Below are 17,616 nucleotides of genomic sequence, written 5' to 3'. Positions count from 1 at the left end.
GATCTCTCAGGTACGGAGAAATAGCTCTGACTCATGATTATAGAAATTCATTTGTTGTAGGTAATAGACCGAAAGTAAATGGTTCAGAAATACAGGATGCGTTACCTTAAGAAGGAAAATTTATAGCAGAAAGATTGATCCTGCCTATAGGCAATTGATCCTAACCGAAGATATAATTGGATTAGCTTCCAATATATTTTTATTGTCTGGAAATGAATAAAAATCAGACAAACAATGCCTGAATAAACAATAAGTTATGATTAAAGTTCGGCAAGGGACAGCGCTAGTCAAAAAGTTTTACAAAATGCTTGACATCCGAGCTGTCACTATATAGATATTTAATGTTAAGTTCTCATGATGTCATAAACCTATAAAGATGATATACTTCACAGCATTAATAATAATCAATTAGTCTGAAGGCTTTTGGGGCCTTATAAAACCGTAAAGATTCAATAGGAATAACTTTGACTACAAAACTTGTTCAGGGACCAGTAGGTAAACTTCCCTCAAAATTCGGTCAGTTTAATATTGTTGTTTTCAAAGAAGATGATTTTCTTGATCATGCCGTAATCTTCAAGGGTGATCTGAAAACCGGAGAACCTGTTCTCTGCAGAATCCATTCAGAATGTCTGACTGGAGATGCATTCGGTTCTCTAAGATGTGACTGCGGCTTTCAGCTTGAAGCTGCTCTGCGTGCTATAGAAAAAGAAGGCAGAGGGGCCCTGCTTTATATGCGTCAGGAAGGCAGAGGTATTGGTCTTTTCAATAAGATCAGAGCCTATCAGCTTCAGGATCAGGGCGTGGATACTGTTGATGCAAATGTTCGTCTTGGCTTTCCTGCTGATGCCAGAAAATATGAAGCCTGTTCTCAGATTATGAAGAATATGGGCTTTGATAAGGTTATTCTTATGACCAACAATCCTGCCAAGATTCACGATATTGAACAGCACGGTATTAAGGTTGTAGACAGAAAGCCAATCGAGTACGGCAGAAACGAATACAACGAGTTCTATCTTGATACCAAGGAACAGAGAATGGGACATCTCCTCCATCATCAGGATTAGTCCCTTCTCGTTTATTAAAAATAATAAAAAGCCCGCTAATACAATGTATTAACGGGCATTCTTTTATCTCAAAGCCTTACTCTAGGATAAAGATTCCTTTAATTCATGATTATGGGCATCATTCTCTGCATCTGCAGATAAATCCTTCTCTTTATCGGTCATATTGGCAAAAATAGTTGCAATAATAGTACCTGAGATATTGTGCCATACAGAGAAAATTGCTCCTGGAACTGCTGCAATAGGATCAACTGCACCTGTCATGGCCAGCTTGTTGGCAAGAGCTACAGATAAACCAGAGTTCTGCATACCGATTTCGATTGCAAGAGTCTTTTTCTGTGGCAGTCCCATTTTTAATACCTTGGCCAGAGAGTAACCGAACACATAGCCAAGACAGTTATGAAGAACCACCACTGCAAAAATCAGTAAACCGGTTGTTGCCAGTTTCTCTGCACTTGAGGCAACCACAGCTGCAACAATTGAAATAATAGCAAAAACACTTACCATTGGCAGACAAACCACCACTTTGGTAACAGTCTTTCTAAACATAAAGTTAAGAAGAACACCTGCAACAATCGGCAGAATCACAATCTGAATAATAGAAATAAACATTGAATATGGATCAATGTTTATCCACTGACTTGCGAAGAAATAGAAAAGAGCTGGAGTTACTACAGGGGCAAGTAAAGTTGTACATGCGGTTATGGTTACAGAAAGAGGTACATCACCTTTTCCAATAAAGGCCATAACATTAGATGCGGTTCCGCCTGGACAGCATCCAACCAGCATTACACCTGAAGCAATTTCAGGAGGAAGATCCAAAAACAGAATCAGTGCAAAAGCTAAGGCCGGCATGATTATGAACTGACCTGCCATACCGATAAAAACCTGTAATGGACGCTTTAGTACTTCTGAGAAATCATGAGGTGATAAAGTAAGGCCCATGCCGAACATAACTACTCCCAGCAGAATGGAGATGTAAGCGGCAATAGGTTTGAAATACTCAGGATACAGATAAGCGATAACAGCAAAGAAAATTACCCAGAAAGCAAAGGTCTTGCTGAAAAAGGAACTAAGCAGTCCCAGATATGAAATTATTTTTGACATCATGACGCCTTATGTAAATTTATTGTTACGTTATTAAATCGCTTATTGTTTATATCTTCAACCTTTAAACTGTATTTTCATGATTTTTGTGCGCCAGTTATAAATTTTAAAAACAAAAAAAGGGTGATCCGTGAAGGACCACCCTTTGGCTATCAATGAGTAAAGATTATAGCATCATTGGAGCAAATACGAATCCAAGAGCAACTGTGATAGCAATTGCTAGAATACCTGGAATGAAGAATGGGTGGTTGAATACATACTTGCCGATCTGAGTTGAACCGGTATCATCCATCTGTACTGCACCTAACAGAGTAGGATAGGTTGGCAGCACGAACAGAGCTGATACTGCAGCAAAGCTGGCAACAAGAATATATGCATCACCGTTATTTGCAGCTGTCATGCCTAAGGCAGCGATAACTGTTGGGATCAGAGCCTTAGCTGTTGCTGCCTGAGAGTATAGAAGCATACTTGCCAGGAATAATGCTACAGCCAGTACAGGAGGATAGCTCTTTACGAAATCAACTGCCAGATTCTTAATTTCTGCTGTGTGGTTTGATACAAAGGTATCACCAAGCCATGCAACACCCAGAACGCAGACGCAGGCAGTCATACCACTTCTGAATGTTGAGGTAGAACTTAATTTACCCACATCAACCTTACATAGAATTACGATGAAGGTTGCAATCATCATCATGAAGCTGATAATTGCGTTATCACGGGTTAATGCAAGAGATTTGATTGGCTTGTTTACATAAGCACCCTTGTCCAGAGTTTCAATAACCTCAAGTTTCTGCTCATCACGAAGCTGAGCGAACAGTTCAGGCTTTTCTTTCTCATAAACTGTCTCGTATCCGGTAATAACACTTGGCTTAATCAGACCAACATTGTTACTGATTGCAGATGCATAGAATACAACAGCAAGCACGCCGATTAAGAAGATCAGAACTGAGCGTTTTGCGTGAGGCTTTAACTGAATCTCCTCATGCTTTACAGTCTTGGTAACTTCACCAGCCTCAAGACGTCTTAAGTACTCAGGATCCTTGCTTAAATCCATTTTGCAGAACATATTCATGAGGAATGCAGTCAGCATACAGCCAAGATATGTGGTTGGGATCCAGATTAAAAGCAGGGTTGGGTAATCAATACCTAAACCGCCTAAAGCCAGATCACTAGCCATGAATACTACAGCTGCAGATACTGGAGAAGCGGTAATCGCAATCTGAGATGCTACAACTGCAATTGACAGAGGAACACAAGGACGGATATTTTCGCCCTTGGCAACTTCTGTAATCACAGGAATCATTGAGAAAGCGGTGTGACCGGTACCAGCAAATACTGTTAACAGCCAGGTTACTGTTGGAGCTAAAAAGTTAATGTGCTTTGGATGGCGACGTAAAACGTTTGAAGCCAGCTTTACCAGATAGTCAAGACCACCGGCTTCCTGCATTGCAGTGATAGCTGCAATAACAGACATAATGATCAGAATAACATCCCAAGGAATATTACCTGCCTTAAGTCCGAGGAGAGTCAGTGCCACAACACCTAAACCACCGGCATAGCCAATGGCTATACCACCTAAGCGCACACCAAGATAGATGGCGCCCAATAGAACAATAATCTCTGCAAATATCATAGTATCAATCTCTTAAGAAATTAAACCTATAGCTATGTACTAGCCTTCTCTTTTCTGAGTCATACGTGGGTTGAGCATATTCTTTGGCTCTAAGAGCTTCTTGATCTGATCCTTTGACATATAACCTCTTTCAAGGCAGATGTCGCCCACAGCTTTTCCTGTCTGCAATGCCTCCTTTGCGATTGATGCAGATTTCTCATAGCCTAGGTATGGATTGAATGCGGTAACAATACCAACAGAGTTCAGAACTGACTTCAGGCAGTCCTCAGTACGAGGCTTAAGTCCTGCAACAGCATACTTGTTGACGGTAATTACAGCGTTGGTAATCAGATTTAATGAATTGAACAGAGCGTAAGCAATACCTGGCTCCACTGCATTCAACTCAAACTCGCCTCTTTCAGCACATAGAGTAATAGTCAGATCATTACCCATTACCTGATAGCATGCTTCTAAGGTAACCTCAGGAATTACAGGATTTACTTTGCCTGGCATAATTGAGCTGCCTGGCTGCATCTTAGGAAGATCAATCTCGCCTAAACCGCAGCGTGGACCTGAATTCATAAGTCTTAAGTCATTTGCAATCTTGCACAGATGAACTGCCAGAGTTCTCAGTGTTGCACTGACGGTTACATAGTCAGCGGTATCCTGAGTTGCAGCAATCAGATCCTTTGCATTTGAGAACTTAACGCCGGTAATTTCGGTCAGATGCTTGATTACAGCCTTGCTGTAGTCTGGATGACAGTTGATGCCAGTACCGATAGCGGTAGCACCAAGATTCAGTACTGTCATAAGTTTGCAGGCTTTATCAACATGATCAATGTCAGAATCGATGAATGAAGCAAAGGCGTTGAAGGTATTGCCTAAAGTGGTAGGTACAGCGTCTTCAAGTTCTGTACGTCCCATCTTGATAATATCCTTGAATTCCTTGGCTCTCTTCTTTAAAGCCTCTTTCAGATCTTCAAGAGCTTTCTTAAGATCGGTCAGGTAGTAAACTGATGCTACCTTGATTGAGCTTGGATAGGTATCATTGGTACTCTGTCCAAGATTTGCGTGATCATTTGGATGGAGGTACTGATATTCACCTTTTTTGTGTTTCATGCCTTCAAGAGCAACGTTAACCAGAACCTCATTCATATTCATGTTGGTTGAGGTACCAGCACCACCCTGAATCATGTCAACAACAAACTGGTCTGCATACTGGCCTTTAATAACCTTGTCTGCAGCACCGCATAGAGCTTTTGCTTTATCTTTGTCAAGGACACCGACTTCTGCATTAGCTTTTGCAGCAGCTTTCTTAACCTGTGCAAATGCCTTTACAAACAGAGGATAATCTTTGAAGCGGTGACCTGTCATCTTGAAATTATTTAAAGCTCTGTATGTCTGAACTCCGTAGTAGATGTCATCAGGCAGTTCGAGCTCGCCAATAAAATCATGTTCTTTTCTAGTCATTGTATCTTCCTTATTGTTTGTTTTTTATAGAAATAATTAAAACAAATGTTCCATAATGGATCATTTTTGCCCAAAAACTGAGCAAGATATTAAGACACTATAACTATAAGTTCTAAAACAGATTTTTGGTAAATTAAGATCTTAAAAATAGATGATTGATCACATACGATTAAAAAAAAATAGAGCAATTATCACACTGATAATTGCTCCATACGAGAAAAACAAGAACAAAATTAGATACCTAAAATTAGGTAATTAGAACATAAGGATTAGTTTAATTTCTTTACCAGATTATCTACAAATGAATCTGCTAAAGGAACATTTCTGTTGTTCTGACGTGACAGCTCTACAACACGTGAACAGGCATCCATGGCACTGTCTGAAACGGACTCACATACTCGCTTGTAGTACTTTTTAGCTTCTGTTGCATCATATGCAATATTGTAACCTTTCATTTGTGATGCACCAGGCTTTGCGCCGTATTCATACAGACGGGCTGCTTTCATACATGAATCATAGTTATTCAGCTTACAGCCGAGATCCAGATAATATAAAACCTCGTACAGGGTAACATTCTGAGCACTTGGAGAAACGTTAACAGAGTTATCCTGCATTGCAAAATAAGTTGAATATGTCAGATTGCATGATTCTGAATCTTTATACTTTTCACACAGAGTACGCAGATATGAAAAAGCCTTGTGATAGTCTCTATGCTCAAGCAGTCTGTCTCGCTCGGCAAGACAATTTGCAAGATTATCCTCTGACGCTGAAGTACCATTATCAGCGGTATTCAGAATTTCCCTGTTTTCTAAATTGCTGCTGTTGCAGATAGCAAAAACAAGAGGGGTACTTATACAGATAACACAAATGCAGAAAATAAAAATTTTTATTAATTTCATATAGCGATCATAAGGTAAATTGTATAGTGATCAAAATCACATCTTTTGGGTACATTATATATAAAAAATAAACCTTGTAAATGCTTTTTGTAAAATAAATTATCAAGGCCAAACGGCATATATAGTGGTAGATCAAATTGCGAAAACTAACATTGCAGTTTATAAAATTAATTGAATTTACAAATAATTACTTACGTAACATATTATTAGCACACTTTACGCACGAAAAATCACTCTCGCCAAAAAGATGCAAATATCGTATATTTATTTTTACAACTTATTGATTTTGTTTAAAAAGATTAACAAAATGATAGCTAAGAATAATTTAGAACAAAACAAACGAATAGTTTTTGCTAGAATTAAAAAGATTTTTAGAGACAAGAAAAAAATAGAGAAGCTTTGAAGTGGCGGATGGAGTGAGATTCGAACTCACGGAGGGCGTGAACCCTCGACGGTTTTCAAGACCGTTGCATTCAACCGCTCTGCCATCCATCCGCTGAAAACGAGGAACATTATATATGAGTTTTAACTTTAATGGAAGAGAAATTTTAACTGATTCTGAAGGTTATTTAAAAAACAGAGATGACTGGAATGAAGATTTAATGAATTATATGGCAAAAAATGACGGTCTTGAATTAACTGAAGAGCATATTTTAATTATTAAGGCTGTAAAAAATTACTTTGATGAATACGCCACGACTCCTGCTATCAGAATTCTGATTAAGTATCTTAAAACATCAGGGCATGAGGCGCTTGCTTCTTCAATAAAACTGGCAGTTCTGTTTCCTGACGGAGCCGCTAAAAGCGCTGCCAAGTATGCAGGACTGCCAAAACCTGTAAAGTGTATTTAGATTTAATTGTCGTTTACAGGCGTTTAACCTCCAGCAAGGCAACCTTATCAGATTTGATCTCAACTGAACCGTTTATGACTCTGTATTCATTTCCTGAATATCCATCCTGAAGAACGGTTCCGTTGGCAAAACACTTGGAAACATCAAGCTTATCTGACTCTCCTAAATGAATAACTACCCTGTTATCTATCCCCTTTGCTTTATCCTGATAGATTCTGCAGAAGCTATTCTCTCCAATACTGTACTGGGCACCGGCTCCGACTGCTGGATTTCTCAGTCTGAACTGTCCAACCTTCTGCCATACTGAAAGCACCTTATTGGAGGAATACTCCGTGCTTAAACGTCCTACATTGGCAGCCCACTTATCAGCGTTGATAATATCAGCAGGGAAATTCATATCTGAACGCATGCCCTGCTCTAAATCAATACCGCCTCCCTTGTCATTCTCACGTGATGTTTCATCACCGTAGAACATCTGAATAGCACCAGGCATCAGGGTGAACATTACTGCAGTCTTCTCCATATCCTTCTTTCTGCATAAGGAAGTATCGTGAGAGGAGATATAGGTCAGATTACCAAGTTTTACCTTTGAGTTTTCTCTGCCGTACAACTGAGCATAGCGATTCCACTCCTCTGTGTCCGGAATAATACAGGTATTCAGATTTACGCCGTCAGGGTTGAAATAGAAGTCAATCAGGGAATCAAATCCTCCCTTTGAGCCATAGCCCATTTTGTCCTCAGGATCGTTGGTAAAGCCCCAGACTTCTCCTGTCATATAGAAAGGATCACTCCAGCTGGCAGCAGGATCTTTTCCTTTATTGGCAAGTCTCCATTTGTTAAGAGCGTTTTCCGATAACTCTTTTAACAGTTTCCATGTTTCCTGAGGTACGTACTTGACGGTATCACATCTGAAGCCGTCAATACCAAACTCCTCAACCCAGGAGGCAAGCCAGTGAGCTTCAAACTGAGCTACACTCATCTGTCCCTGACGATATGGTATTGCCGCAGGGATATCGTGAAGTTTATCCTTTTTACTCCATTTCTCCTGAAGGAATACCGGAATTGTAACCTCTTTGCCATTAGGATCAGAATTCTTGAAATCAGGCAGATAAGCTAGACAGCCATCAACAGAATCATCTGCACCACAGGTCTGACCATAACCGTCAAAACGAATCCAGTCCTTCCCCCACCAGCGATTCCAGCTATCATCAGGAGATGCATCTATAGGCTTGTTATGATAAGACTGCCCTGCTTCCATATCTGGAATAAATTTAGCACAGGGATCAACATTGTCAGTGGTTCTTCCGAATTTAAAGTCGCACATATCCTTTAAGGTTGCATAGCCACTATGATTCATAACCACATCAATCATTACCCTGATGCCGCGTTTATGGGCTTCAGTTACAAAGTTTCTGAACTCATCTACTGTTCCGAGGTTAGCATCTATAGAAGTAAAATCCAAAGGGTAGTACCCATGATAGGCATAGTACTGATAAATGCCCATTGGGCCTCCACCTACCCAACCGTGAATCTGTTCCACTGGAGAGCTGACCCAGATGGCATTGACGCCAAGAGAGCGGATGTAGTCAAGTTTAGATGTCAGGCCCGCAAAATCTCCTCCGTGGAAGGTGCCTGCTGTATAGCCTGAATCATCCTTATAAGGTCTGCCGTAACTGTTATCGTTGTTTCTCTCACCATTGGCAAATCGATCTGTGATTACGAAATAGACATTGGCATTGTGCCATTCAAAGGGCAAATCAGAACCTTCAAAAGCATTGTTTTCTGGTACAGTTGATTTATAGGCAAGACCACCTGCGGCTACAGATACCGCCAGAACTAAAGCAGCAGTTTTTAGTTTCATACTAATCCGAAAAATTTAATATAAAGCACACTTTTATCTAATTATAGTCACTAATCTATCTATTTTATTTTGTTTTCACTAGTAAAATCAAAACATAAAAAGAGATAGATCACATTTATTTTTATTTAAATAAATGAATGCTCAAATTTGTTTTTTTTCAGGAGAAGAAAAGAGATTTGAAATTGTTTTTTTCACTCACGGAGGGCGTGAACCCTCGACGGTTTTCAAGACCGTTGCATTCAACCGCTCTGCCATCCATCCGCAGAAATGTTGATCTTATTACACAAAGATCATTTTGATTGTTTACAGAACCAGCTTATTTGTAAGTGGCGGATGGAGTGAGATTCGAACTCACGGAGGGCGTGAACCCTCGACGGTTTTCAAGACCGTTGCATTCAACCGCTCTGCCATCCATCCGTTGAAAACGGAATGCATTATAAGGATTTTTTTTGAAAAAATAAAGTGTTTTTTTACTTAATTTTTCGTTTATTTTTGTATTTAACTTAGTGTTTTTACTAAAGAAAGCCTTTTAAATCGACTTTGCTTTAGTTTTTGTATAATAAAAATAGTCTAATCTATTAAACAGGTATTTTTTGATAGACTACTTATCTTCTTTCATATAAACCAATCCAGCCTTTAGATAAATCAGCATCGACCAGATTGTAAGAATAGTTGCAATGATCAGTGCTACAACACCTGCATAGATCATGACTTCATTGTAACGCCAGATTAAACCTGAAATAGCTACAAGCTGAATTGTAGTCTTCCACTTACCGATCCAGCTTACTGCCACATTGGCGCGTTTGCCTAGTTCAGCCATCCATTCTCTTAAGGCAGATACCGTAATTTCTCTTGCAATGATAATCATTGCAGGAATAGTTATGAATTTACCCAAATGAGGATATAGCACGTCTCTATATAATGAGTAATGTTCCACAATCAGCACCAGTGCGGTACAAACAATAATCTTATCTGCAACGGGATCTAGAAATGCACCGAATTTAGTGGTGAGTTTCATTTTTCGAGCAAGATATCCATCAAGAAGATCTGTAAGAGCTGCAATTACAAAAACTATCGCCGCATAGAAATTTGACATATCCGTAGGCATGTAAAACAGTATGATGAATACTGGAATCAGGCCTAATCTGATTAAAGTAAGAATATTTGGGATATTAAACATAACGTGTCCTAATTTTTTTTATTTATTGTAACATGTTACGGCATCCAGATCGGACCAATACACTGTCTTTTCGGTAAATTAAATTCACTTGGATAGCTTACATCCACAAGATAAAGTCCGTGCGGTTTTGCTGTAGGTCCTGCCAGATTTCTGTCCTTTGCATCAAACATATCTCTAAACCACTGAACAGAATTGGTTTTATTTCCAACTGTTAAAAGGGATCCCACTATATTTCTGACCATATGCATTAAAAAGGCATTGGCTGCAATATCAAAAACAATATACTGACCATATCTGTAGACCTTGCAGAAATGAACACAGCGGTTTGATGAGCGGGATTCATCCTCTGAGGCTCTGAATGAACTGAAATCGTGTTCGCCCAGAATATAATCTGCAGCCTCCTGCATCAGCTCTATATCATAATCTCCCTGATATACGGAAACTCCCTTGCTTAGAATTCCTGGTCTGTAAAGAGTATTCTGGATAATATAGCGATAACGTCTGGCTTTTGCAGAAAATCTTGCATGGAAGGATTCATCCACATGTTTGGCCCAGGTAACAGCTATATCATTTGGAAGATTGTTATTGGTTCCCATGATCCAGCCACGATCAGGTCTTTCTTTTACCACATCAAAATGAACTACCTGCCCTGTGGCATTAACACCTGCATCGGTTCTGCCGGCACACTGCAGCTGTATTTCCTCATCGGCAATGATTGAAAGGGCTCTTTCCAACTCCCCCTGTACTGTTTTTAAAGTACTCTGGCGTTGAAATCCAGCGTAATTACTTCCCTCGTATTCGATTCCTAAAGCAATGCGCACAAAAACTCCTCAAATCAGCCTTTAAAAATCTTGAATTTAGCTACAAAATAGGTAATGACAGTAACAGCCACCATTGCAGTTATCAGTGCAGGTAAACCTCGGATGTTGCAAAGTACCAGTCCCCATACAATAATATTACGTATCACAAGAGTTGAAACTGCAAGTATAAAAAAGGATATCGCACTGCCGTCTTTTTTAAATGTAAAATTCTTGTGTCCAAAGTAAGAAACCCAGAAGGCAGTAATAAAGGCTAAACTGGTTATAATGTTCTCATGCAGAGAAGTGGCAAACACCAGAATGGTGGTTACCGCCAGATCAACCAGGGTTGCTGCTCCGCCGACAATTACAAAGCGGATAAGCTCGTAAAAACTTTTCTTAGAATTCATATTCCTGATAAACAAAAATCCACTCAGACAAGTGGAATCATAGCGCCATACGCAAAGTTAATTCTATTTAACAAGGTCAGAAACTGAATATCCAGAATACAGACCTTGTCGTTAAATGAGATTAGGCTTTTTCTTTTTTAGCGGTCACTTTTTTTACAGGTTTTTCCTCAGAATTATAGGAAATACCAACCTCTGTAGATGAAATGCCATGTGGAATTTTTTTTGCCAGTGGGCCTGTAATAGACTGAGCTACATAAACAGGTCTGCCCTTTACTTCCTGAGAAAGTCTTCCCACATATTCACCTAAAATACCGATTGAAATCAGCTGTACTGCACCTAGGAACAGGATCACACAGATTAAGGTTGTATAACCGGCGGTTGGGTTACCGAAGAGCATAGTTTTTAAAATGTTCCAGGTCATATATATCAGAGACAGCAGACCGATAAATCCTCCTATATAGGACCAGACCTTTAAAGGCAGAGATGAGAACGCAAATATACCGTCTAAGGCAAAGTTCCACAGTTTCCAGTAATTCCATTTGGTCTGGCCTGCAATTCTCTCCGGTCTCGTATAGCCAACGCCTTTAGAACTGAAACCTGGCCAGGCATACAGTGCCTTCATGAAACGGTTACGTTCCTTAAGAGTCTTAAGAATATCAATAATCTTTCGGTCAATCAGTCTGAAATCACCTACATTTGATGGGATCTTAACCTTTCCGGACATCTTGTTGAAGACATAGTAGAAGCCTTCTGAAGAAACTCGCTTGGTATTGGTGTCGCTGGAGCGATCCTCTCTTACACCATATACTGTATCAATCCCTTCATCACGCCAGATGCGGATAAATTCCAGTACAAGCTCTGGTGGGTCCTGAAGATCAACATCAATTGGCACTATAGCATCAGACTGGACCAGATCTAAAGCTGCAGACATGGCAGCTTCCTTGCCGAAATTTCTTGATAGTCTGATTAAACTGATTTTTTTATCATTTTCCTGTAGTTTTTCAATCAGTTCTACAGTATTGTCAGCTGAGCCGTCATCAATAAATACAATTTCAATATGCTCAAGCTCAGGAGCTAATTTTTCATTAACTGTTTTAACAAAAGTTTCAACTGTTTCATGTTCGTTATAAACAGGAACAATTAAAGCAACCTTATAATCAGGATTTCTCATATGAACCTTCTTTTAGTCAGTTAAAAACTCATGTCTTGAGGATGGGTTGGTCTTGAAAAGACCGCCTAAAGCTGTGGTAGTGGTTTCAGAAGTCTGATCCTTAACACCTCTGGATTTTACACAGTAATGTGTAGCAGTAATGGTTACAGCAACGTTTTTAGTATCCAGCAGCGTCTGCAGCGCTACTTTTATCTGCTGAGTCATTCTTTCCTGCACCTGAGGTCTGTGACCAAAGAACTGAACTATTCGGTTAACCTTGGATAAGCCGATAATTTTATCTGAAGGCATATAGGCTACCTTAGCCACTCCATCCATAACCACAAAATGATGTTCGCAGGTTGATGTAACAGTAATATTGCAGACTTTTACCATTTCATCAAAATGCATCTTGTTTTCAAATACACTTACCTTTGGAAAATTTCTGTAATCAAGGCCGGAGAAAACCTCATCCACAAACATTCTAGCAACACGGGATGGGGTTTCAGACAAAGAATCATCATTAAGATCAAGTCCTAAGGTGGTCATAATAGATGACATATGAGAACGGATAATATCTTTTTTCTCATCTGAGCTAAGACCGTTGTCCTGCCAAGGAGATTCAAGTCCGTGCCTGATTAAAGCGTCTCTTACTAATATAGCTTCAGGAGACAGTTCTGAATTATTTATCTGAGTAGTCATAAACGGCAACTTCGCTTTCGACGTTAAAATGCAGATGTATATGTTCTATATCAAACCTGCGGGCTATATGATCACCTAAAAGCTTGATACCCCCCTGTTCCGAGGCGTCATGACCTAATACAAAAACAGGTGTACCGGTTTCCTTAGCCATGTGATAGGTCTGCTCATTTACATCTCCTGTAATCAGCGCTTCAAACTTCGGTACGTAGTTTGAGTCTATAAGAAATGAGCCGGAACCAGAACAAACAGTTACATCTGAGATAAGGGTATTCTTATCACAGTTGCCTAAGACCTGAACGCTGCTCTGAAGAGCATCTGCAAGAACAGAGGCAATTTCACTGATGGACTTTCTGCTATCAAAGGTACCTTTCATTGCAATGGAGGATGGATCACCGGCACTCACATAATCGATATTCTTTAAATCAAGAAGACTGCACAGATAGCTGTTGTTTCCGACTTCCATATTGGCATCTAATGGAAGGTGGTATGCCAGAAGATTGATATTGGATTCTAAAATTGCCGAATATCTCTCTTTTAAGGAGCCTCTGATTGGAGACATCTGACCTTTCCAGAGAAGTCCATGATGAACCAGAAGAGTATCAGCCCCTTCCTCTATTGCAGCATCGATTGCTTCAAGGGATGCTGTAACAGCAGTAGCGATTTTTGTACAGTTTTTAAAACCTTCTATCTGCAGGCCATTTAGTGAGGCATCAGAAAATTCTCCTACCTTAAGATAGGAGTGAAGATAGGCTGTCAGTTCATCTATATGCATTTGTTCACCTTTTGACTATAAAGTCTGAACCATACATTTAATACTGGTCTTTGCCTGAACTCTCTGACAGATTCCCTGTACTGCAGCTCTGTTCTTTGAGGTTCCGGCGTATACCTTTATCAGTGGCTTGCCATTGATATTCACGTTCTGAGTTACTGGAGTAAAGCCAGCACTCTTAAGCTGATTGATAACCTGCTGAGCACCGGTTTTCTTTGAGAAAACACCAACCTGAGCAGCATAGTTTCCAGAAGCTAAGGCGTTTGAATCACTCTTTTGAGCAGGAGCCTTTTCCTTTTGTGTTTTTACATTAGGAGTTGCAGCTGTGACATTTGCATGAGCAGATTTTAAGGTTTCGCTCTTTGGTGTCTGTTCTGAAACACTTGGGAGAGTTACATTACCAGCTGCACTGGTAGGAGTTGCCACCTCAAGCTCAGATGATGCAAACATACTGTCATCTGGAATATCAGCAGCCTCAACATTCTTGGTGTTATCATTTCCTTTGCTCTTTAGGGCATCAAAAGGAGAATCAGCCTTTGGCTGCACCTGAGTCTTTGCTACAGAGTCATCAATAGGATCAAGCAGATCTGAGTAGTCGTGTTCACCAGCAGATACAAGCTGACCGTTGTTATCGGTTACAGCCCCCTCTGGAGTAATAGCGATAGCATCTGTATTCTTTTTGGCAACAACATCATCCTTCATTAAAAAAGGCATAAAGATCAGAATAACTGATAATAAAACCAGAAAGCCTACAATTCTGTTTCTTAAACTTTTGGAAATTGTCTTTTCCTCTTTTTTGTTTGTTTCTTTATTGTCAGTCATTTTTATTTATCCAAATCTATTTTTTTTAAAGCGTTAACGGCTTCTGTTACTGTCACAAAGGAGCCGATTACATAAATCTCATCATTAGAATCTGTATCGGCAAGACATTCTTTTAATGCCTGCTCTACATCTGAATATGATTTTACCAGATCATTATCAGTTCCACCTGCTATTAAAGCATTATACAGCCTTTGGGACTTTTCGCCTCGCTCTGTTGGTAGAGATGCTACATAAAAAGCATCAAATGAAGTCTTCAGAATCTCAAGAACTGACTCGATATCCTTATCTTTGAGCATGCCGATAACTGCATAGCGTCTGCCAAATTTTATCTTTCTGCCTAAAACCTCTTTTAAGTGAACCGCTGCAGGGGGGTTATGAGCCACATCCAGATAAATGGCAGGTGATCGGTGAACACACTGCATTCTGCCAGGCAGAGAGACTTCACTCATAGCTTTAGCTATTGCATTCGTGGATATCTTAAGGCCTTTTTCTAAAAGCAGATGAATTACTTTCAATGCTGCCGGAGCACAGATCTGAGGGATCTTTGGCATTGGATATTCAAAGGCTGAAACAATTGAACTTCCTTTCTGTACATATCTGAATTTTGAATCAGACAGTCCATAGAAATCAACTCCCTCGACCATCAGTGATGCATTTTTCTCTTTGCAGATCTGAGAAATTCTGTACAGAGGCTCATTCTTCATTCTGCCTACTACCACCTGAGAATTCTCTTTAATGATCCCTGCTTTTTCTGCTGCAATCTTTTCGAGAGTATCTCCGAGGATGTGGGTATGATCAAGCCCGATTGAAGTAATTACACAGATATCGGCATCAAGTGCGTTTACAGCATCCAGTCGTCCGCCAAGTCCTATTTCCAGAACCGCGACTTTTACACCAGCTCTGTCAAAACATACAAAGCCCGCTAAGGTAGTGAACTCAAAATAGGTTAACGGAATATCCTTAGCATTATCATATACCAATGAAAATGCTTCACATAAAAGCTCATCACTGACAGGCTGTCCATCAATCATTATACGTTCATTGAACTTCAGTAAATGAGGAGATGTATATAGACCTGTAGAAATTCCGCTAAAAGAGACGGCTGAGGATATTAAAGCGGCAGTTGAGCCCTTACCGTTTGTTCCTGCGATTTCGATTTTTAGAGCTTTTTCTAGAGAAGTAAGAGATAGCCTGGAAATTACTTTCTGAACACGAGAAAGGCCCAGCTCCATTTTTGTAGGATTAAGGCCTTCTATATAATCAAGCCAGGCTGATAGTGAGCCAGGCTTATCGCTGTTATTTTTATTATTCATCCTAAACTAACAAAAATTCTCTGCCTAAGCAGAGAATTATGTCCTTAAATCTTAACGTCTGAGGATTCAACTACCTGAGCATCGACAGACTGAGTCTTCTGAGCCTTTTTACGGTGTTTAGCAGCAGTCTTGACTTCAATTAAAGGTGTATCAGGATTATTAGAGCCTAATAGCAGAGCAACCAGATCTGCAACCTCATCTCTCATATGAGCACGGGTAACAATCATATCAATAGCGCCCTTTTCAACCAGGAACTCTGCTCTCTGGAATCCTTCAGGAAGTTTTTCTCTTACAGTCTGCTCGATAACACGAGGACCGGCAAAGCCGATTAAAGCATTTGGCTCAGCAATATTCACATCACCTAACATCGCCAGAGAAGCACTTACACCACCCATGGTAGGATCAGTTAATACACTGATAAATGGCAGATGTGCCTTTGAAAGCTTTGACAGAGCAGCTGAAGTCTTTGCCATCTGCATCAGAGAGAATAATGACTCCTGCATACGGGCACCACCTGAGGTAGCAAAACAAACCAGAGCACGGTGAGAACGCAGACACTCTTCAACTGCAGCACAGAAACGTGCACCAACTACAGAGCCCATAGAGCCTGCCATGAAATCAAATTCAAAAGCACAGGCAACTACAGGAAGTCCCTTTAGAGAACCTTTGATTACAACAATAGCATCCTTTTCTCCAGATTTTTTCTGGGCGGCTGTAAATCTATCCTTGTATTTTTTCAGATCCTTGAACTTAAGGATATCTTTTGGCTCAAGATCTTCAGCCAGCTCCTCTCTTCCATCCTTATCAAGGAATGAATCCAGACGAACTCTGGCTTTAATATGCATATGATGACCGCACTTAGGGCAGACGTTCAGATTTCTCTCTAACTCTGCTCTATATAAAACCTGATCACAAGCTGAACATTTAGTCCAAACACCTTCAGGGATCTCGTGTTTGGTTCCACCAATAATTGATGGAGTTGCTTTGTGTAAAAGATTCTCAAGCCAACTCATATTAACTTTACCTTAACTAACTAAAATTTAAAAACTTTATCACTGTAATCCTGTCCTACAGGATCAGTGGCAGTTTATTTACGTAATCCTTTACCTGCGTTTTATTTTTCTAACATAACGCAGAGCTAAATCTTAACTATTGACGCTTCTGACCTTTTACTCAAAAGTCATTTAAAAAACAGGTCAGATTATACTACGCTTTAGCTTATTGATTTTTAAGTGTTGTGTATTTTAACAAAAAATTTTACAAAAAACATTCGAGAAAAAAAGGCTCAGTACAAATAAATGTGGGAACAAAGATCCTCTATTCAATCTGAGCCTTCCATTTTTGTCTGGAGGCATCAAAAAGCTTTAAAAAGAAATATTCATCATCTGGTAGTCCATAGCTCTTCCTTCTGATGGTCTTTATTTTCTGATTGATACCTTCAACCTTTCCGTTTGATAACGGATATTCTGCATGACTTATGATGCCATCAATATGATTTCTAAGTAACTTGGCAAACCATATGAAATGCTTGTTTTCTGTGCCTTCACAGTAGTTAATAATCTCTTCTATATAGAGTTTCATCTCTGCTGATGTATGCTTTAGATACGCTTGATCT

General features: G+C 39.8%; 17 protein-coding genes and 3 tRNA genes. 2 read left to right on the top strand and 18 right to left on the bottom strand.

Annotated elements, in window-relative coordinates:
* Positions 1-464: 464 nt before the first annotated feature.
* The gene (gene ribA / locus BM308_RS11495) at positions 465-1,064 is read left to right on the top strand and encodes a GTP cyclohydrolase II (RefSeq protein ID WP_074945364.1); all 600 of its coding nucleotides are present in this window, start codon (positions 465-467) and stop codon (positions 1,062-1,064) included.
* A gap of 81 nt (positions 1,065-1,145) precedes the next feature.
* Here the strand turns inward: ribA and BM308_RS11490 are convergent, their stop codons facing one another.
* The 5 genes from BM308_RS11490 to BM308_RS11470 form a co-directional block, all read right to left on the bottom strand.
* Entirely contained in the window at positions 1,146-2,168 is a 1,023-nt protein-coding gene (locus BM308_RS11490; protein WP_074945363.1) for a bile acid:sodium symporter family protein, read from the bottom strand.
* 166 nt (positions 2,169-2,334) lie between these two features.
* Positions 2,335-3,801, bottom strand: a complete 1,467-nt coding sequence (locus tag BM308_RS11485; protein ID WP_074945361.1) for an anaerobic C4-dicarboxylate transporter — start codon at positions 3,799-3,801, stop codon at positions 2,335-2,337.
* 39 nt (positions 3,802-3,840) lie between these two features.
* Positions 3,841-5,250, bottom strand: a complete 1,410-nt coding sequence (locus BM308_RS11480) for an aspartate ammonia-lyase (protein ID WP_074945360.1) — start codon at positions 5,248-5,250, stop codon at positions 3,841-3,843.
* 269 nt (positions 5,251-5,519) lie between these two features.
* Complete coding sequence (locus BM308_RS11475) at positions 5,520-6,149, bottom strand: sel1 repeat family protein (RefSeq protein ID WP_074945358.1); 630 nt, start codon at positions 6,147-6,149, stop codon at positions 5,520-5,522.
* Between the two features lie 405 nt (positions 6,150-6,554).
* Positions 6,555-6,644 (bottom strand) — tRNA-Ser (locus BM308_RS11470).
* A 23-nt stretch (positions 6,645-6,667) separates the two neighbouring features.
* On the opposite strand from BM308_RS11470, the gene BM308_RS11465 reads away from it, so the two are divergent.
* A complete protein-coding gene (locus BM308_RS11465) occupies positions 6,668-7,000 on the top strand; it encodes a TusE/DsrC/DsvC family sulfur relay protein (protein WP_074945357.1) in 333 nt (110 codons plus the stop codon).
* 13 nt (positions 7,001-7,013) lie between these two features.
* Here the strand turns inward: BM308_RS11465 and BM308_RS11460 are convergent, their stop codons facing one another.
* From BM308_RS11460 to BM308_RS11405, 13 genes are all read right to left on the bottom strand, one after another.
* Positions 7,014-8,861, bottom strand: coding sequence for an alpha-amylase family glycosyl hydrolase (locus tag BM308_RS11460; protein ID WP_074945355.1), 1,848 nt, complete (start codon positions 8,859-8,861; stop codon positions 7,014-7,016).
* A gap of 162 nt (positions 8,862-9,023) precedes the next feature.
* Positions 9,024-9,122 (bottom strand) — tRNA-Ser (locus BM308_RS13400).
* A 66-nt stretch (positions 9,123-9,188) separates the two neighbouring features.
* Positions 9,189-9,278, bottom strand: a tRNA-Ser gene (locus BM308_RS11455).
* A 184-nt stretch (positions 9,279-9,462) separates the two neighbouring features.
* Positions 9,463-10,041 (bottom strand): CDP-diacylglycerol--glycerol-3-phosphate 3-phosphatidyltransferase, encoded by a 579-nt coding sequence (pgsA, locus tag BM308_RS11450; protein ID WP_074945354.1) that lies wholly within the window; start codon positions 10,039-10,041, stop codon positions 9,463-9,465.
* 35 nt (positions 10,042-10,076) lie between these two features.
* Positions 10,077-10,862, bottom strand: coding sequence for a tRNA pseudouridine(38-40) synthase TruA (truA, locus tag BM308_RS11445; RefSeq protein ID WP_074945353.1), 786 nt, complete (start codon positions 10,860-10,862; stop codon positions 10,077-10,079).
* A gap of 14 nt (positions 10,863-10,876) precedes the next feature.
* Positions 10,877-11,248 (bottom strand): GtrA family protein, encoded by a 372-nt coding sequence (locus tag BM308_RS11440; protein WP_074945351.1) that lies wholly within the window; start codon positions 11,246-11,248, stop codon positions 10,877-10,879.
* Between the two features lie 121 nt (positions 11,249-11,369).
* Positions 11,370-12,419, bottom strand: coding sequence for a glycosyltransferase family 2 protein (locus BM308_RS11435; protein WP_074945350.1), 1,050 nt, complete (start codon positions 12,417-12,419; stop codon positions 11,370-11,372).
* Positions 12,420-12,431: 12 nt separating this feature from the next.
* Positions 12,432-13,097: a GTP cyclohydrolase I FolE gene (gene folE / locus BM308_RS11430; protein WP_074945348.1), complete on the bottom strand. Its 666-nt coding sequence runs from the start codon at positions 13,095-13,097 to the stop codon at positions 12,432-12,434.
* On the bottom strand, positions 13,078-13,869 hold the full coding sequence (locus tag BM308_RS11425; RefSeq protein ID WP_074945347.1) for a Nif3-like dinuclear metal center hexameric protein: 792 nt from the start codon (positions 13,867-13,869) through the stop codon (positions 13,078-13,080). The genes folE and BM308_RS11425 overlap by 20 nt, the downstream gene beginning before the upstream one ends.
* Positions 13,870-13,884: 15 nt before the next feature.
* Entirely contained in the window at positions 13,885-14,688 is an 804-nt protein-coding gene (locus tag BM308_RS11420; protein ID WP_074945345.1) for an SPOR domain-containing protein, read from the bottom strand.
* 2 nt (positions 14,689-14,690) lie between these two features.
* Positions 14,691-16,001 (bottom strand): bifunctional folylpolyglutamate synthase/dihydrofolate synthase, encoded by a 1,311-nt coding sequence (locus tag BM308_RS11415; RefSeq protein WP_074945344.1) that lies wholly within the window; start codon positions 15,999-16,001, stop codon positions 14,691-14,693.
* Positions 16,002-16,045: 44 nt separating this feature from the next.
* The gene (gene accD, locus BM308_RS11410; RefSeq protein WP_083425561.1) at positions 16,046-17,014 is read right to left on the bottom strand and encodes an acetyl-CoA carboxylase, carboxyltransferase subunit beta; all 969 of its coding nucleotides are present in this window, start codon (positions 17,012-17,014) and stop codon (positions 16,046-16,048) included.
* Between the two features lie 304 nt (positions 17,015-17,318).
* Positions 17,319-17,616 (bottom strand): transposase (locus BM308_RS11405; RefSeq protein WP_143098617.1); only part of this gene is annotated, 298 nt, incomplete at its 5' end.

The organism is Succinivibrio dextrinosolvens, assembly GCF_900116345.1.
In the GTDB taxonomy this organism is placed as follows: domain Bacteria; phylum Pseudomonadota; class Gammaproteobacteria; order Enterobacterales; family Succinivibrionaceae; genus Succinivibrio; species Succinivibrio dextrinosolvens_B.
The sequence above is the reverse complement of the archived record's forward strand: the minus strand, read 5'-3'. Positions and strand labels throughout refer to the sequence as shown.

Bases quoted from the DNA above. Each gene is read 5' to 3' on its own strand.
- BM308_RS11490 (WP_074945363.1), bottom strand. From the start codon at position 2,168: ATGTCAAAAATAATTTCATATCTGGGACTGCTTAGTTCCTTTTTCAGC.
- BM308_RS11485 (WP_074945361.1), bottom strand. From the start codon at position 3,801: ATGATATTTGCAGAGATTATTGTTCTATTGGGCGCCATCTATCTTGGT.
- BM308_RS11480 (WP_074945360.1), bottom strand. From the start codon at position 5,250: ATGACTAGAAAAGAACATGATTTTATTGGCGAGCTCGAACTGCCTGAT.
- BM308_RS11475 (WP_074945358.1), bottom strand. From the start codon at position 6,149: ATGAAATTAATAAAAATTTTTATTTTCTGCATTTGTGTTATCTGTATA.
- BM308_RS11465 (WP_074945357.1), top strand. From the start codon at position 6,668: ATGAGTTTTAACTTTAATGGAAGAGAAATTTTAACTGATTCTGAAGGT.
- BM308_RS11460 (WP_074945355.1), bottom strand. From the start codon at position 8,861: ATGAAACTAAAAACTGCTGCTTTAGTTCTGGCGGTATCTGTAGCCGCA.
- pgsA (WP_074945354.1), bottom strand. From the start codon at position 10,041: ATGTTTAATATCCCAAATATTCTTACTTTAATCAGATTAGGCCTGATT.
- BM308_RS11440 (WP_074945351.1), bottom strand. From the start codon at position 11,248: ATGAATTCTAAGAAAAGTTTTTACGAGCTTATCCGCTTTGTAATTGTC.
- BM308_RS11435 (WP_074945350.1), bottom strand. From the start codon at position 12,419: ATGAGAAATCCTGATTATAAGGTTGCTTTAATTGTTCCTGTTTATAAC.
- folE (WP_074945348.1), bottom strand. From the start codon at position 13,097: ATGACTACTCAGATAAATAATTCAGAACTGTCTCCTGAAGCTATATTA.
- BM308_RS11425 (WP_074945347.1), bottom strand. From the start codon at position 13,869: ATGCATATAGATGAACTGACAGCCTATCTTCACTCCTATCTTAAGGTA.
- BM308_RS11420 (WP_074945345.1), bottom strand. From the start codon at position 14,688: ATGACTGACAATAAAGAAACAAACAAAAAAGAGGAAAAGACAATTTCC.
- BM308_RS11415 (WP_074945344.1), bottom strand. From the start codon at position 16,001: ATGAATAATAAAAATAACAGCGATAAGCCTGGCTCACTATCAGCCTGG.
- accD (WP_083425561.1), bottom strand. From the start codon at position 17,014: ATGAGTTGGCTTGAGAATCTTTTACACAAAGCAACTCCATCAATTATT.